The sequence below is a fragment of the Microbacterium sp. KSW4-4 genome, assembly GCF_023091185.1.
Lineage (GTDB): Bacteria > Actinomycetota > Actinomycetes > Actinomycetales > Microbacteriaceae > Microbacterium > Microbacterium paraoxydans.
On the sequence record NZ_JAHWXJ010000001.1, the window covers coordinates 1,027,282 to 1,042,293 of the forward strand.

The 15,012-nt window shown below is 70.1% G+C and carries 14 protein-coding genes; 6 read left to right on the forward strand and 8 right to left on the reverse strand.

Annotation, left to right across the window (positions count from 1 at the left end; all coding sequences use genetic code 11):
- The first annotated feature begins 90 nt into the window (after positions 1–90).
- Complete coding sequence (locus KZC57_RS05085) at positions 91–600, forward strand: GNAT family N-acetyltransferase (RefSeq protein ID WP_105950194.1); 510 nt, start codon at positions 91–93, stop codon at positions 598–600.
- Positions 597–1,091 (forward strand): MarR family winged helix-turn-helix transcriptional regulator, encoded by a 495-nt coding sequence (locus KZC57_RS05090; protein ID WP_025105633.1) that lies wholly within the window; start codon positions 597–599, stop codon positions 1,089–1,091. Before KZC57_RS05085 ends, KZC57_RS05090 begins: the two co-directional genes overlap by 4 nt.
- Positions 1,092–1,136: 45 nt before the next feature.
- Here the strand turns inward: KZC57_RS05090 and KZC57_RS05095 are convergent, their stop codons facing one another.
- Positions 1,137–1,607, reverse strand: a complete 471-nt coding sequence (locus KZC57_RS05095) for an Rrf2 family transcriptional regulator (RefSeq protein ID WP_144882483.1) — start codon at positions 1,605–1,607, stop codon at positions 1,137–1,139.
- 63 nt (positions 1,608–1,670) lie between these two features.
- On the opposite strand from KZC57_RS05095, the gene KZC57_RS05100 reads away from it, so the two are divergent.
- Positions 1,671–2,420, forward strand: coding sequence for an SDR family oxidoreductase (locus KZC57_RS05100; protein WP_247641187.1), 750 nt, complete (start codon positions 1,671–1,673; stop codon positions 2,418–2,420).
- A gap of 107 nt (positions 2,421–2,527) precedes the next feature.
- A complete protein-coding gene (locus tag KZC57_RS05105; RefSeq protein WP_247641188.1) occupies positions 2,528–3,451 on the forward strand; it encodes a pseudouridine synthase in 924 nt (307 codons plus the stop codon).
- 6 nt (positions 3,452–3,457) lie between these two features.
- Here KZC57_RS05105 and KZC57_RS05110 read toward each other — a convergent pair whose 3' ends face one another.
- From KZC57_RS05110 to KZC57_RS05135, 6 genes are all read right to left on the reverse strand, one after another.
- Positions 3,458–4,117 (reverse strand): methionine ABC transporter permease, encoded by a 660-nt coding sequence (locus KZC57_RS05110; protein WP_025105629.1) that lies wholly within the window; start codon positions 4,115–4,117, stop codon positions 3,458–3,460.
- The gene (locus tag KZC57_RS05115; protein WP_105950198.1) at positions 4,117–5,160 is read right to left on the reverse strand and encodes a methionine ABC transporter ATP-binding protein; all 1,044 of its coding nucleotides are present in this window, start codon (positions 5,158–5,160) and stop codon (positions 4,117–4,119) included. Before KZC57_RS05115 ends, KZC57_RS05110 begins: the two co-directional genes overlap by 1 nt.
- Before the next feature lie 106 nt (positions 5,161–5,266).
- Positions 5,267–6,169 (reverse strand): MetQ/NlpA family ABC transporter substrate-binding protein, encoded by a 903-nt coding sequence (locus KZC57_RS05120; RefSeq protein ID WP_247641189.1) that lies wholly within the window; start codon positions 6,167–6,169, stop codon positions 5,267–5,269.
- Positions 6,170–6,271: 102 nt separating this feature from the next.
- Positions 6,272–8,047, reverse strand: coding sequence for a Na+/H+ antiporter (locus KZC57_RS05125; RefSeq protein WP_247641190.1), 1,776 nt, complete (start codon positions 8,045–8,047; stop codon positions 6,272–6,274).
- 39 nt (positions 8,048–8,086) lie between these two features.
- Positions 8,087–10,021 carry an ABC-F family ATP-binding cassette domain-containing protein gene (locus tag KZC57_RS05130; RefSeq protein WP_247641191.1) on the reverse strand — a complete coding sequence of 645 codons (1,935 nt, stop codon included), beginning with the start codon at positions 10,019–10,021 and terminating at the stop codon, positions 8,087–8,089.
- Positions 10,022–10,063: 42 nt separating this feature from the next.
- Positions 10,064–10,828 carry an alpha/beta fold hydrolase gene (locus KZC57_RS05135; RefSeq protein WP_247641192.1) on the reverse strand — a complete coding sequence of 255 codons (765 nt, stop codon included), beginning with the start codon at positions 10,826–10,828 and terminating at the stop codon, positions 10,064–10,066.
- 102 nt (positions 10,829–10,930) lie between these two features.
- On the opposite strand from KZC57_RS05135, the gene KZC57_RS05140 reads away from it, so the two are divergent.
- The gene (locus tag KZC57_RS05140) at positions 10,931–12,289 is read left to right on the forward strand and encodes an HNH endonuclease signature motif containing protein (protein WP_247641193.1); all 1,359 of its coding nucleotides are present in this window, start codon (positions 10,931–10,933) and stop codon (positions 12,287–12,289) included.
- A gap of 268 nt (positions 12,290–12,557) precedes the next feature.
- The gene (locus KZC57_RS05145; protein ID WP_247641194.1) at positions 12,558–13,739 is read left to right on the forward strand and encodes a Cmx/CmrA family chloramphenicol efflux MFS transporter; all 1,182 of its coding nucleotides are present in this window, start codon (positions 12,558–12,560) and stop codon (positions 13,737–13,739) included.
- A 107-nt stretch (positions 13,740–13,846) separates the two neighbouring features.
- On the opposite strand, the gene KZC57_RS05150 is transcribed toward KZC57_RS05145, so the two are convergent.
- Positions 13,847–14,965 carry a sugar-binding protein gene (locus tag KZC57_RS05150; protein ID WP_060922920.1) on the reverse strand — a complete coding sequence of 373 codons (1,119 nt, stop codon included), beginning with the start codon at positions 14,963–14,965 and terminating at the stop codon, positions 13,847–13,849.
- Positions 14,966–15,012 lie beyond the last annotated feature (47 nt).

Consider the following 15,012-nt stretch of genomic DNA (forward strand, 5'->3'; position numbering starts at 1 on the left):
TGCCACGTCCTCGCCCGTCTTCCTGTGCGTGAGGCGCACGCCGAGTGGGCTCGTCATCCGCTCGAAACACGGCTCTGCGATGCTGGGACGATGAGCCTCGTGATCGACCGTGTCACCGTCGCCACCCCCGAGATCGCGGCCTTCATCGCCGCACACCACGCGGAGATGGACGGCACTGCTCCGCCCGAGAGCCAGCATGCGCTTCCGCTCGACCGGCTGCTGACTCCACGCGTCCGGTTTTTCACGGGACGGGTCGACGGACGGATCGCCGCGACGGGCGCCCTCGCGGTCGTCGAGGACGGACATGAGGAGCTGAAGTCGATGCGCACCGATCCCGCCTTCCGCGGACGCGGGTTCGGGCGGACGATGCTCGGTCATCTGCTCGACGACGCCGGCGCGCGCGGCATCGGTCGCGTGTCGCTCGAAACCGGTCGGGACCCCTTCTTCGATCCGGCCCGGGCGATGTACGCCGCCGCCGGCTTCCGGGAGGGTCCGCCGTTCGGCTCCTACCTCCCCGACCCGCACAGCGCGTTCCTCACGATGCTGCTCCCCGCGTCCTCCGCGGTCGCGATGCCGCCGGGAGCGATAATGAACGGATGAGCGAGGCGGATGAGGTCGATCGGATCGTCGGCGCGTGGAACACGCAGCGGCCCGACCTCGACTTCTCCCCGCTCGAGGTGCTGTCCCGCATGGACCGCCTCTCCCGGCACCTCGACCGCGCGCGCCGCGAGGTGTTCCGCAGGAGCGACCTCGAGCCCTGGGAGTGGGACGTGCTGTCGGCGCTGCGCCGGGCGGGGTCGCCGTTCCAGCTCTCGCCCAAGCAGCTCCTGCAGCAGACCCTCGTGTCGAGCGGCACCATGACCAACCGCATCGACCGTCTGGTCGGCCGTCGCTTCGTGCGCCGTGAAGCCGACCCCGCGGACGGCCGCAGCGTGCTCGTGACCCTGACCGACGACGGCCGGGTCCGCGTGGACGCCGCGATCACCCGGCTCGTGGACGCCGAGGCCGACCTCCTGCGCGCCCTCTCGCGCGCCGACCGCGACCGGCTGGCCGCCCTGCTGCGGAAGCTGAGTCTCAGCTTCGACACCTGACCCGGGCTCGGTCCTCTTCGGTACGGTCCGTCCTGTTCAGGCAGGTCAGGGTCCGAGGAGGAGGCGCCGGTTCTTGGCCGGGACGGTGTCCGGGAGCGTGGCGACGACCTCGGCGATCGACACCGCCTCCAGAGTCCCTCGCCAGGCCTCGTGGGCACGGCGCATCACGACGGCGAGTGCGCACGGCGCGGTGCAGTCCTCCGGACGGGCGGCTCCTCTCCCCTGCTGACGGAGCTCACGGCAGACGTAGGGGTCGGCGGCGCCGTCGACCGCGGTGACGAGATCGAGGACGCTGATGTTCTCGGGCTCCCTGGCCAGGCGGAAGCCGCCGCGGGGCCCCGTGCTCCCGGTGAGGATGCCGGCGCGGACGAGCTTCGCGAGCTGCTTCGAGAGGTACGGCCCCGGCACGCCGAAGTGCTCGGCGAGCTGCGCACCCGACACCGTCGACCCGGCGGGGAGCTGGGCGATCACCGCGACGGTGTGCAGCACCCATTCGGAGGTCTCGGGGAGTTTCACTTGCCCATCGTACCGGGACCGCCCTATTGTGGACACACAATATCCATGATTGAAGGAGCGGGCATGCGCATCGCGGTCGCAGGAGGCACGGGACGGATCGGGCGGCTGGTCGTCGAGGAGGCCCGGCGTCGGGGGCACGATCCGCTGTCGCTCAGCCGCAGCGAGGGCGTCGATCTGACCACGGGCGAAGGCCTCCCCGCCCTGCTGCGCGGGGTGGATGCGGTCGTCGATGCGACGAATCCCCCGGTATCCGACGTCGCCGAGGCCGAGCGGGTGTTCACCACGCTCAGCCGCACGCTGCTCACCGCCGAGGGCGAAGCCGGGGTCGGCCACCACGTGGCCCTCTCGATCGCGGCGCTCGATCGCGTGCGCGGCAACCCCCACTACGCAGGCAAACGCGCCCAGGAGCGAGAGGTCACTCGTGGCCCCGTTCCGTTCACCATCGTGCGGGCGACGCAGTTCCACGACTTCCCCGCGATGATCGCCGAGTGGAGCATCGAGGACGGTGAAGGCATCGTGCCCCCGCTGCTGCTGCAGCCCATCGCGCCCGCAGACGTGGCCGTCGCCCTCGTCGACGCAGCGGAGTCGCCGGCGCTCGGTGGTTCCTTCGACATCGCCGGACCCCGCACGGAGGACGCCGTCGACATGGCGCGCCGCACTCTCGCCGCGTGGGGTCGCGACCTTCCGCTGCGCGCCGCGTGGAAGGGTGCCGCGCTCGGCGTCGAGTTCGCGGGTGAGGTGCTGCTTCCCGGCGACGACGCGCGCACGGCGGCGACGACCTTCGACGACTGGCTCGCCGCCGAAACCCGCTGACACCCCGACCGGTTCCGGGGCGGCGGGGCCCCGGGCAGGCCTGGCCGGTCGCCTAGGCTGGGAGCACCCGGTCGCAGCCCCGCGACCCCTGCTCCGAAGGCCGAGACATGGGCATGCCCTCCCCGCTTCCCGTGCGCGACGGGGTCGGCGCGACCCGGCTGCACGTGCCGATGACGGGTGCGTGGCCCACCGTCGCCGCCTACATGGTCGAGCGGTTCTTCCACCTCGATCCGGAGCGGCTGCTCGTGCGCTTCGACCGTGGGGAGATCGTCGCGCGCGATGGCCGACCGCTCTCCCGGGACACGCCTCTCGGCGCCGAGGAGTTCGTCTGGTACTACCGTGAGCCTCCGGTCGAGAAGGAGATCCCGTTCACCGAGGAGATCCTGCACCAGGACGAGCATCTGGTGGTGGTGGACAAGCCGCACTTCCTCCCCACCACGCCGGGCGGCAAGTACCTGCAGAACTCCGCCCTCGTCCGGCTGCGCAATCGCCTCGGCAACCCGGATCTCACGCCCATCCACCGCCTCGACCGGGCCACGGCGGGGCTGCTGATGTTCTCCGCCCGTCCGGCCACCCGCGGCGCCTACCAGCTGCTGTTCGAGGACCGCCGTGTGGAGAAGGTGTACGAGGCGGTCTCCGCGCGCCCGGCGGACTGGGATCCGTCGCGGTTCCCCCTCGTCTACCGCAACCGGATCGAGAAGCTCCGCGGTCAGGTGTGCGTGCAGGTGGATGAGGACGGCGAGCCGAACTCCGAGACGCTCATCGAGGTCATCGCCGCCGACGATCGCGTCGTGCACACGCTTCTCCGTCCGCACAGCGGGAAGATGCACCAGCTCCGCGTACACCTCGCCGCGCTCGGCCTCGGCATCCTCCACGACGGCTTCTACCCCGTGCTGCAGCCGGAGCGTCCGGACGACTTCAGCCGCCCGCTCCAGCTCCTCGCACGCGAGCTCCGGTTCACCGATCCGCTGAGCGGGCAGGAGCGCACGTTCACCACGCGCCGGAGCCTGCAGGAGGCCCCGGCACGCTGATCGACCTCAGCGGCGCATGACCTTCCGCGCGAGCCGGGTACCGAGAAGCTGCACGAGGTGCACGAACACCACGATGAGGATGATCGCCGCCCACATCACGAGCGGCTCGAACTGCCGGAAGCCGTAGATCTGCGCGAAGGCCCCGAGCCCGCCGCCGCCGATGAGTCCGGCCATCGCGGTCATGTCGATGAGCGCGACGACGATGAAGGTGTAACCGAGGATGAGCGGGCCGAGCGACTCGGGGATCGCGACGGTGAAGAGGATCCTCCACGGCCCGGCCCCCATCGCCCGCGCCGCCTCGATCACGCCCGGCGATACGGAGACGAGATGCTGCTCGACGATACGGCCGATCGCGAACGCCGCCGCGAGACCGATGATGAACGCTCCGGCGGTGGTGCCGATGCCGCTGCCGACGACCAGGCGCGCGAACGGCTGCGCCACCGCCATGAAGATGACGAACGGGATCGGTCGGAAGAAGTTCACCACGAAGTTGATGAGCCCGGAGACGACGCGGTTCGGCATCAGTCCGCCGGGGCGCGTCACGTACAGCAGGACGCCCACGGCAAGGCCGAGGATCCCGCCGAGCACGAGCGCGAACGACGTCATGTATAGGGTCTCGAGTGCGGCCTGCCAGAACTCCGGCCACAGTTCGTTCAGACGGTCCATCAGCGTCCCTCCTCTCCGGCGATGACGGTGACTTCGACCCGCTCCGCGATACGCGCCAGTGCCGTGTCGATCGCCGCGCGGTCACCCCGGATGGCGAGCGTGAGGTGGCCGAACGCACGACCCCGGATGTCGTTGATCCCGCCGTAGACGAGCTCGAAGTCGAGACCCGCCGAAGCGAGGTCGAGGAACACCTGAGCCTGCGACGAGTCGCCGTCGCGGAACGACAGGGTCACCAGGCGTCCGGTGTGCCGGTCCCGCAGCACCGCGAGTTCCGACGGCGAGGGCACCCCCTTCACCACCGTGCCGACGAACCGCTGGGACGCCGGATTCCGCGGGGCGGAGAAGACATCGAAGACGTCGCCCTGCTCGATGACCCGTCCGTTCTCCATGACGGCGACGCGGGTGGCGATGGTCTGGATCACATCCATCTCGTGGGTGATGACGACGATCGTGACGCCCTGCTCCTCGTTGACGCGCTTGAGCAGGTCGAGGACCTCGTGCGTGGTCTGCGGATCGAGCGCGCTCGTCGCTTCGTCAGCGAGGAGGATGGCGGGCTTGGTGGCGAGCGCGCGGGCGATCCCGACGCGCTGCTTCTGTCCACCGGAGAGCTGCTCGGGGTACGCCTTCGCCTTGTCGGAGAGCCCCACGAACGACAGCAGCTCGGCGACGCGCTCCTCGATATCCGGCTTCGACCAGCCGGCGAGCTTGAGCGGATACGCGATGTTGGCCTTGACGCTGCGCGACGAGAACAGGTTGAACTGCTGGAAGATCATCCCGATGCCGCCGCGCACGGCGCGCAGCTCGCTCTCCTTGAGCGCCGTGATGTCGACGCCGTCGACCGTGATGGTGCCGCGGGTGGCCGGCTCGAGCGCGTTGATGAGACGGACGAGCGTCGACTTCCCCGCACCGGAGTATCCGATGATGCCGAAGACGTCGCCCTTGTCGATGGAGAGGGTGACGTCGTCGACGGCGACGATCTCGCGATCGCCCTGGCTGCGGGAGGGGTATGTCTTGGAGACGTTCGTCAGGGTGACGATCGGCATGTGGTGCTCCGGTCTGGTTCTCGGGAAACGGAGAATCGGGCAGCGCACGAAGCGCCACCCGATTCTCCCTCATCGAACAGGGGGCGGATCACACCCCGGCGTCCGGTTACTTCTCTTCGGCGTCCTTCTGAACCTTCTCCAGCGAGGCCACGAGGTCCTCGACCGGAGTACGCAGCGCCACCGCGGTGTCGCCGGAGGACTCGAGCAGCCCCGCCTGCACATCCTCGTTCGTCTGGAAGATCTCCACGAGCTTCTGGTACGTCTCGTTGTCCGCGTCCTCCGCACGCGCGGCGAAGATGTTGACGTACGGGAGGGCGTTCGGGTCCTCCGGGTCGTCCTGCGCGATCGCGTCGTCGAACGTCAGTCCAGCGTCCTCGACGAAGTCGTTGTTGATGATCGCGGCGGCGACATCCGGGAGCGAGGTCGGGATGAGCGCACCCTCGAGGGCCGTCACCTTCACCTTCGACTTGTCCGCGTCGATGTCGGCGAGGTCGGAGTACGGCGTGCCGCCGCTCTTGAGCTCGAGCAGACCCGCCTGCTGCAGGACGTTGAGCGCCCGTGCCTGGTTCGACGCGTCGTCGGGAACCGCGACCGTGTCGCCCTTCTTGATGTCGTCGACGTCGTCGTACTTCGTCGAGTACAAGCCGAGCGGGTAGGTGGCGGTCGAGCCGATGGGCGTGAGATCGGAGCCCGAGGCGTTGTTGTACTCCGCGAGGTACACGATGTGCTGGAACTGGTTGAGGTCGATCTCCCCCTCGGTCAGCGCCGGGTTCGGCTGCTCGTAGGACCCGAAGTCGACGAGCTCGACCGTGATGCCCTCGTCGGCGGCGGCCTCGACGAAGGGCGCCCACTGCGCGTCGCCCTTCCCGACGACACCGATCTTGACGGTCTCGTTCTCGGAGCCGCCGTCGCCGGAGCCCGCGTCGGACGAGGTGGCGCACCCGGCGAGGGCGACGAACAGCGGGACCACGGCGAGCGCGGCGAGGGCGGAGGTGGTGCGGCGGGACATGATGAGGGGTTCCTTCCTGGCGGGACTCGACAACGTTAGGCAGGAGGGCGCGCTGTCGCGGAATCGGTATGTCACACGGCGTCACAGCCGTGCGGGATCGGGTCAGTCGAACTCTTCGATGCCCTGCAGACGCACCTGCTCCAGGTCGAGACGGGCGGAGATCCGGCGGACCACCATGTCGTCCACGGTGCCGGCGCCGCGGAGCCCGAGCAGGACCTCGCGCTTGCGGTCGAGCAGCGCGAGCTTGAGCCGGGTGTGTTCCTCGTGCCGCACGAGCGGCGAGCGCTGGGCGAGGTCGACGTCGGCGGAGGTCGCGATCATCTGCAGCGTCGTGCCGTCCGTGGCCTCGGGGTCGGGGGCGGTCCCGGCCGAGACCGCGACGTCGCCTGCTTCCTCCTCCGCCGGGCGCGCCTCTCCCCCGGTGCCGTAGGGATCGGGCTGGCCGAGCATCTCGTCCAGCGCGTCGGCCTCGGCATCGATGAGCGCCTGCTCGCGCGCGAGTGTTCGGGCGTTCGCGAACTCCAGCGCCTGGTACCCCTCAGCACGCACCCGGTCGCGCACCTCCTGGCCGATGCCGTGCTCCGCGGCGAGGTCGTCGAGCGCGGCGAGGGCTGCTCCGGAGATCGCCCGCTCGGCGAGCTCGTACTCCTCGTCCTCGGCATGGTCGACCGGGAATCGCGCCCACCGCACGAGCGCGGGAAGCAGCGGCGCCTGCACGAGGAGGCTGAGCAGGATCACCCCGGCTGTCACGAAGACGATCTCGTCACGCCCGCCCACCATGCTCCCTTCGGGGACACCGGTCGGCACCGACAGCGCGATCGCCAGCGACACCGCGCCGCGCATGCCGGCGACCGTGGACACGAGCCGGGCACGGGAGCGGGCCCCGCGGGGCGGGCGTTCGGACGGCCGCCGCTGGAACAGGGCGTTGAGGAGCTGGAACACGTAACGGACGGCGAACAGCGTCACCCACACGGCGAGCGTCACGAGCACCAGACGGCCGATGGCGGCGGCGGAGATCTCGTGCGCGACGAACTGCACCTCGAGGCCGATGAGGACGAACAGCGCCCCGTTGAGGAGGAAGACGCCGAACGGCCAGGCGGCGTCGGCCTGCCGTCGCGAAGCCGCGGTCGTCACGCGCGGCGACACCCAGGCGACGATGAGTCCGGCGACGACCACGGCGAGCACCCCGGACGCGTGGACGAGCTCGGCGAGCAGGAACGCGGAGAACGGCACGAGCAGCAGCGTGACGTTGATGACGATGGTGGAGGAGACGCGGCGCAGCAGCAGCGTGGCCAGGGCCGCGACCGCGATCCCCGCGGCGATTCCACCCACGTACGACACCAGCACGTCCCAGGTGACCGAGAGCGGCGTGACCTGGCCGCCCAGCGCGAGGGACACGGCGATGGCGTAGAGCACGAGCGCGGTGCCGTCGTTGGTCAGGCTCTCGGCCTTGAGCTTCATGAACATCCGACGCGGCAGCAGCCGGCCGAGCGCGGCGACGGCCGTGGCGTCGGGCGGCGCGACCGCGGCCCCGAGGATGAGGGCGATCTCCCAGGGCATGCCGAACAGCACGCCGATGCCGGCCACCGCGAACGCAGAGGCGACGACGAGGAGGGTGCTCATCGGCACGATGTAGCGGAAGTCGCGGCGGATCGACCGCAGCGATGTCGTGAGGCTCTCCCAGAACAGCATCACCGGCAGGAACAGCAGCAGCACGGTCTCCGGCGGCAGCTGGACCTCACGCAGCGGCGGGATGAATCCCAGCGCCAGACCGAGGATGACGAGGACGAGCGGCAGCGCGAGACGCACGCGCGGGGCGATCAGGGTTCCGACGAGGATCGTGAGTCCGAGCAGGACGGTTACTTCGAGGCCTTCCATCGCTACTCCCAACAGTCGTGGGAGAAGGATATTCCTCCGTCAGCCGATCTGCTCCGTGAGTTCGAACCAGCGCAGCTCCAGCTCTTCGATCTCGGCCTCCTGCGCGGTGATCGCCTTCATCCGCTCGCCGAGGCCCGCGTAGTCGGACTGGTCATGGTCGGCGAGGGCGTGCTTGGCCGCGTCGACCTGCTGCGTGAGCTTCTGGATGCGACGCTCGAGGGCGGCCGCTTCCTTCTGCGCCGCCCGGAGAGCCGCGCCGTCGAGACCGCTCGCTGCGGGGGCCGACGCCGCCGTCGAGGTCGCCGGGGCGCTCTCGACGCGCTGCCGCAGGCGCAGGTACTCGTCGACGCCGCCCGGGAGATGCCGCAGGCGCCCCGCGCCGTCCGGACCGGGAAGGATCGCGTACTGCTGATCCGTCACCCGCTCCAGGAAGTACCGGTCGTGGCTCACGACGAGGAGCGTGCCCGACCAGGAGTCGAGGAGGTCCTCGATCGCGGCGAGCATGTCGGTGTCCATGTCGTTCGTGGGCTCGTCGAGGATGAGCACGTTCGGCTGGTCGAGCAGCACCAGCAGCAGCTGCAACCGACGCTGCTGGCCACCGGAGAGATCCTTCACCGGCGTCGAGAGCTGGGCGGAGGAGAACCCGAGTCGCTCCAGGAGCTGTCCTGGCGTGAGGTCCTGCGCCTTCGACCCGGCGCCGAGCGTGTACGAGGTGCGCAGACCCGAGATGACCACGCGCACGGGGTCGTTCCAGTGCGGCAGGAGTTCGTCGAGGCGCTGCGTGAGCGTACGGACCTGCACGGTCTTCCCCCGCTTGATCCGCCCCTCGGTGGGCTCGACCGTGCCGGAGATGAGCCCCAGGAGTGTGGACTTCCCGGCGCCGTTCACGCCGAGGATGCCCGTGCGCTCGCCCGGGGCGATCCGCCACTCGACGTCCTTGAGCACGGTCTTCCCGCCGGTCCCTGAGCCTGCCTGGGTCCCGGATCCCGCCTGGGTCCCTGAGCCTGTCGAAGTCTGGGTCCCTGAGCCTGTCGAAGTCTGGGTCCCTGAGCCTGTCGAAGGGTGGGTCCCTGAGCCTGTCGAAGGGTAGGTCACCCCCACATCGAGCAGATCGACGACGTCCTTGCCCAGCCGCGAGACGGCGAGCGACTGCAGCGAGACCTTGTCGCGGATCTCGGGCACGTCGGCGATGAGCTCGTTGGCCGCATCGATGCGGAACTTGGGCTTGCTGGTGCGGGCCGGGGCACCGCGGCGCAGCCAGGCGAGCTCCTTGCGAGCCAGGTTCTGCCGCTTCGCCTCGGTCGCCGCCGCCATCCGGTCGCGCTCGACCCGCTGCAGGATGTACGCCGCATAGCCGCCCTCGAAGGGCTCCACGATGCGGTCGTGCACCTCCCACGTCTCGGTGCAGATCTCGTCGAGGAACCACCGGTCGTGGGTCACGACGAGGAGGGCTCCGGCGTTCGCGGGCCAGCGCTTCTTGAGGTGACCGGCGAGCCAGGTGATCGCCTCGACGTCGAGGTGGTTCGTCGGCTCGTCGAGAGCGATGACGTCCCAGTCTCCGGTGAGCAGCTTCGCGAGCGACACGCGGCGGCGCTGACCGCCGGATAGGGAGCCGATCTGCGCGTCCCAGGGAAGATCGGTCAGCAGCCCCTCGATCACGTCGCGGACGCGGGCGTCTCCGGCCCATTCGTGCTCGGCCATGTCGCCGACGACGGCGGCGCCGATCGTGATGTCGTCGGGGAGGGTGTCGGCCTGGTCCAGCACGCCGATGCGGGTGCCGCCGCGGACGGTCACCCGGCCGGAGTCCGGCTCCTTCGTGCCGGCGAGCATGCCGAGAAGGCTCGACTTGCCGTCGCCGTTCCGGCCGACGATGCCGATGCGGTCGCCCTCCTCGATGCCGAGGGTCACGGCGTCGAAGACGACGCGGGTCGGGTATTCGAGGTGCAGGGCTTCGGCCCCGAGAAGATGTGCCATGTCCTCTCCAGGGTAGTCGCGCCGCGTCGGACGGTCTCCCGGTCAGACCAGCGACGGGGCGAAGAGCTCCGGCAGCGCGGCGGTGAAGACCTCGAAGTGGCTGTACCAGACCGTGTGGGCGGCCCCGGGGATGCTGCGCACCGTCACCCCACCGTGCTCGAACCGCCGCGCGTCCTCGTCGGTGACCCAGGCACTGGGTTCTGCGCGGACGACGATGGAGCCGGGCGCGGCGGTCCAATGGCCGTCCTCCCCGCAGGAGACGGAGGCCGCGGTCGGCGGATCGAAGCGCTCGGCCGCCCGCGCCTCGACCGAGGCGTCGTCCACGGAGTAGAAGGGCCGGAGCTTGCGGAGCTCGGCGGGCGAGATACGCGCGCGGCGGTCGTGCTCGTACTGCGAGATGAGAGAGGCGCGGTCCTGCCCGCCCTGAAGGGCGAGCGGCGCGTCGACGTAGACAGCGAGGCCCGGTTCGAGGCGCGGCGCGGCGGCGGCGAGCACAGTAGCGCCGAAGGAGTGCCCGACGGCGACGGCGGGCGGGGCGGTGGCCCTGTCCCCCGCGGCGGACCCTGCCCCCGGAAGGAGAGCCGTCTGCGCCAGAGTCTCGACGACGGCATCGGCCGCCGTCTCTATCGTGAGCTCCGGGTCACGCGGAGAGAGGCCGTGGCCCGGCAGATCGAGCGCAAGCACGCGGAAGCCGCGTTCCACGAGCAGCGGGACCACGCGGTGCCAGCTCTCGGCGGACCCCATCATCCCGTGCAGCAGCACGGCGACACGGTCGCCCTCCCCGGATTCGATGACGTTCAGGAGCACGGAGCCAGTCAACCACGGTCGTTATCCTTTCGTGATACGACTTTCGGCCAGATTCCTTCGAATCTTCGTTCGAATGTCGGTAGTCGATGATGGACTGACGCCATGCCCGCACTGCTCGACGCGACCGACTCCCAGATGGCGATTCTCGCCGATCTGGTGGAGGGGCTGGAAGCGGCGGAGAAGACGCTGAGCAGCATGCAGGCGGCCCGCGACGGACTGCTCGCGATGGCCGGCCGACTGGCGGTCGACATCGCCCGACAGGCGCGTCACCCAGACGGCGCAGACATGGCGATCCGCACGGTCGCCGCGGAGATCGGAGCCGCCCAGCGCGTCAGCGACCGCACGATCGAGCGGCGGATGTCCGATGCGTCCTGGCTGGTCGAACGGTTCCCCGCCGTCTGGGAGGCTCAGGGCGCCGGCCGGATCAGCGCCGCGCATGCACGCGTGATCGTGGAGGCGGGGGCACACCTCGATGACCCGGACGACCGTTCGCGTTTCGCGACGGAGGCGATCGAGGTGGCCGCTGCAGAGTCTCCGAACCGGATACGCCGACTCGTGCGCCGACTGGCCGACCGGTTCCAGGAGCGGACGCTCGTCGAGCGACATCGTGACGCCCGGGAGCTGCGGCGGGTTTGGGTGACCGACCTCGAAGACGGCATGGCCGAGCTCGGCGCGCGCGGCCCCGCGGCGCTCGTGCACGGGATGTACGACCGGCTCTCCCAGATGGCGCATGCCGTGCGGGAGGAGAACGCGCAGGCACGGCGTCGAGAGTCGGAAGAGAGCATCTTCGACGACAGGACCGTGGATCAGCTGCGCGCGGATCTGCTCGCCGACCTCGTCCTGACCGGCGCTCCGGCGGGCCATGACTCGGAAGAGGGGCTGCTCTCGGAGCTTCGAGCTCGCGTCGAGGTCACCGTGCCGGTGCTGACGCTGATGCACGGCGAGCTGATGCACGGCGAGCAGGAACGGACGACGGACGGTACTCCGATCCGCGCCGCGGAGCTCGACGGGGTCGTTCCGATCGATCCAGCCACGGCTCGCCGACTGGCCGGCGCGGCGATCGGCTGGGACCGGGTGCTGACCCACCCGATCAGCGGGGCGCTGCTGACCGTCGACCGGTATCGCCCGAGCGAAGACCTCCGCCGGCACCTGCGGGCCCGCGATCAACGCTGCCGCTTCCCCGGCTGCGGCCTCGCGCCGCGGAAGTGCGACCTCGATCACAATCACGATGCGGCGCTCGGCGGCGAGACCGTGCACGACAACCTCGCGACCTTCTGCCGACGACATCACATGCTCAAACACCACTCTCCGTGGCACGTCGAGCAGGGGCCGGGCGGTGTTCTGGAGTGGACGAGCCCCACCGGCCGGACCTACATCGACCGACCGCCGCCTCCGCACACCGTGACCTTCGCCGAGGAACCCCCGTGGTCTTCGCCCGACGCCAGGACCACCACCGGCTGAACACGCGAGCGCACCGATCACGCCTGCACACCGATCACGCAGGTACACCGATCACGCCTGCACACCGATCACGCCTGCACACCGATCAGCCGTAGGGTGGAGGGCATGTCGAGTCCCGAATCAGACAGGTCGGGGGCTGCCGGTCACACCGTCAGCCCCGTGAACCGCTGATCCCTTCGTCCGCCCTATCGGCGGGCGCGCGCCGGTGACCCGGGCGCTGACCGTGGTGACGAGAAGCTACCCCTTCCCTCTCACCTCGGAGCACTCGATGCCTTTCCCCCTCTATGCCCTTGCCCTGGCGGTCTTCGTCATGGGCACCTCCGAATTCATGCTCGCGGGACTCCTCCCCGCGATCGCGCACGAGCTCGACGTCCCGGTCGGCACGGCGGGCCTCCTGACCTCCGCCTTCGCGGTCGGCATGGTCATCGGCGCACCCGCCATGGCCGCGTTCGCGCGCGGCTGGACCCCACGCCGCACGCTCGTCGCCTGCCTCGCGCTCTTCGCCGCGTGCCATGCCGTCGGCGCGGTGACGTCCCTGTTCGAGCTTCTGCTCGTCACGCGCGTACTCAGCGCCCTCGCGAACGCGGGCTTCCTCGCCGTCGCCCTACGCACGACGACCCTCCTCGTCCCCCGCGAGCGCACCGGACGAGCGCTCGCGGTGCTGCTCTCCGGGACGACCGTCGCCACCATCGTCGGCGTCCCTGTCGGCGCCATCCTCGGCACCGCGCTGAGCTGGCGCGCCACCTTCGCCGCTGTCGCGCTCCTCTGCCTCCCCGCACTGCTCGGAATCCTCCACGGCGTGCCGACGACGATCCGGGGCACGGAGTCCGACCCTGCTCCGGCACCACTCCCCCGGAAGGAACCGGCCCTCCGCACGGAGCTCGCGCTCCTGGGGACACCGCGCCTGGCCCTCGCGATGACCCTGGCGGCCCTGGTGAACGCGGGGACCTTCGCGGTCTTCACGTTCCTCGCGCCGATCGTCACCGAGGTCGCGGGCCTGCCCGACGCTGCGGTCCCCCTCGCGCTGGTCCTGTTCGGCATCGGCTCGTTCCTCGGGGTGACCATCGCGGGTCGGTTCGCCGATCGACACGCCGGCGCGCTCCTCACGGTCGGTGGCCCGCTGCTCCTCGGCGGCTGGATCGTCCTGGCGGCGGTCGCGACGCAGCCGATACCGCTGCTGTTCCTCGTCTTCGTGCAGGGAATGGCCTCGTTCGGCATCGGAAGCACACTGATCACCCGGGTGCTGTACGCCGCCTCCGGCGCCCCGACCATGGGTGGGTCCTACGCCACGGCGGCCTTGAACCTCGGCGCCGTGATCGGACCGGCGTCGGGAGCGTGGACCCTCGCGAGCGGGGCGGGTCCGCTCTCCCCCGTCGCTCTCGCGGCCACGCTGACGACGGCGGCGCTCCTCCTCGCCCTGGCGACGCGGCGATGGCGGCCCGTCGGCTGAGGGCAGACGGTGACGCGCCGCAACGGCGACGAGCCGTCCGGACCCGCGGGTCCGGACGGCTCGTCGTGTCCGGTGTTCTCTGGGAACCCGGATGTTCGCGCTACGGCTTACTCGTACGACTTCACGATCTCAAGGAGGCTCGGGACGTTGGCGTAGGCCTCGGCCGCGTTCTCCTTGGTGACGATGACCGGCGGGAGCAGGTAGGCCGGGACGACCTTCTTGCCGTTGTCGTACTGGTCGGTGTCGTTGACGTCGACCTCGTCGCCCTTCTGGAGCTGACCGACCATCTTGATGGCCTGCTCCACGAGCAGCGCGGTGTCCTTGTTGATCGTGGAGTACTGCACGCCCTCCATGATCGACTTCACCGACTCGACCTCGGAGTCCTGACCGGTGACGACCGGGACGGGCTTGCCGGCCTGCTGCGCCGAGGTGATGATGGCGCGGGCGAGGGTGTCGTTCGGGGACAGGACGCCATCGAGCGTCTCCGAGCCGTAGCTCGACGTGAGGATCGAGTCCATGCGGCGCTGGGCGTTCTCCGGCTTCCAGCCCTCGGTCGCCGTCTGGGAGATCTCGGTCTGCCCGGAGACGACGTTCAGCGTGCCGTCGTCGATCTTCGGCTGCAGCACCTCCATCGCTCCGTTGAAGAACACCGCCGAGTTGGCGTCGTCCGGCGAGCCCGAGAACAGCTCGATGTTGTACGGCGCCTCGTGATCCGCGCGCTCGGCGAGCCCGTCGAGCAGCGCCTGGCCCTGGAGCTTGCCGACCTCGAAGTTGTCGAAGGCGACGTAGTAGTCCACGGCGTCGGTGTTCTCGATGAGACGGTCGTAGGCGATGACCGCGACACCGGCGTCGCGCGCGGCCTCCACCTGCGTGGTGAGCTGCTTGCCGTCCTTGGCGCCGATGATGATGACCTTGGCGCCACCGGTGACCATCGCCTGGATCTGGTTCTGCTGCTCGGCGACCGTGTTGCTGGCGGGCGCGTACTGCACGTCCGCCTTGAAGCCGGCCTTTTCGAGGCCGTCGGTGAACAGCTGACCGGCCAGGACCCAGTTCTCCGAGGTCTTGTCCGGCAGAGCGACACCGATCGTGGAGCCGGCGTCGAAGCCCGAGGCGGTCTCCTCGCCCGACCCCGAACCCGAGTCACCGCCGCGCTCCGAGGAGCAGCCGGTGAGGGCGAATGCGCCCGCGACGACAAGCGCTGTCGCCGACAGAAGGATCTTCTTCATGTGATCTCTTTCTCTGGTGTGTGCAGGTCCCGTCGCGCCTGCGTTGC

Bases quoted from the DNA above. Each gene is read 5' to 3' on its own strand.
- KZC57_RS05105 (WP_247641188.1), top strand. From the start codon at position 2,528: ATGGGCATGCCCTCCCCGCTTCCCGTGCGCGACGGGGTCGGCGCGACC.
- KZC57_RS05090 (WP_025105633.1), top strand. From the start codon at position 597: ATGAGCGAGGCGGATGAGGTCGATCGGATCGTCGGCGCGTGGAACACG.
- KZC57_RS05115 (WP_105950198.1), bottom strand. From the start codon at position 5,160: ATGCCGATCGTCACCCTGACGAACGTCTCCAAGACATACCCCTCCCGC.
- KZC57_RS05125 (WP_247641190.1), bottom strand. From the start codon at position 8,047: ATGGAAGGCCTCGAAGTAACCGTCCTGCTCGGACTCACGATCCTCGTC.
- KZC57_RS05130 (WP_247641191.1), bottom strand. From the start codon at position 10,021: ATGGCACATCTTCTCGGGGCCGAAGCCCTGCACCTCGAATACCCGACC.
- KZC57_RS05085 (WP_105950194.1), top strand. From the start codon at position 91: ATGAGCCTCGTGATCGACCGTGTCACCGTCGCCACCCCCGAGATCGCG.
- KZC57_RS05120 (WP_247641189.1), bottom strand. From the start codon at position 6,169: ATGTCCCGCCGCACCACCTCCGCCCTCGCCGCGCTCGCCGTGGTCCCG.
- KZC57_RS05145 (WP_247641194.1), top strand. From the start codon at position 12,558: ATGCCTTTCCCCCTCTATGCCCTTGCCCTGGCGGTCTTCGTCATGGGC.
- KZC57_RS05140 (WP_247641193.1), top strand. From the start codon at position 10,931: ATGCCCGCACTGCTCGACGCGACCGACTCCCAGATGGCGATTCTCGCC.
- KZC57_RS05150 (WP_060922920.1), bottom strand. From the start codon at position 14,965: ATGAAGAAGATCCTTCTGTCGGCGACAGCGCTTGTCGTCGCGGGCGCA.
- KZC57_RS05110 (WP_025105629.1), bottom strand. From the start codon at position 4,117: ATGGACCGTCTGAACGAACTGTGGCCGGAGTTCTGGCAGGCCGCACTC.
- KZC57_RS05100 (WP_247641187.1), top strand. From the start codon at position 1,671: ATGCGCATCGCGGTCGCAGGAGGCACGGGACGGATCGGGCGGCTGGTC.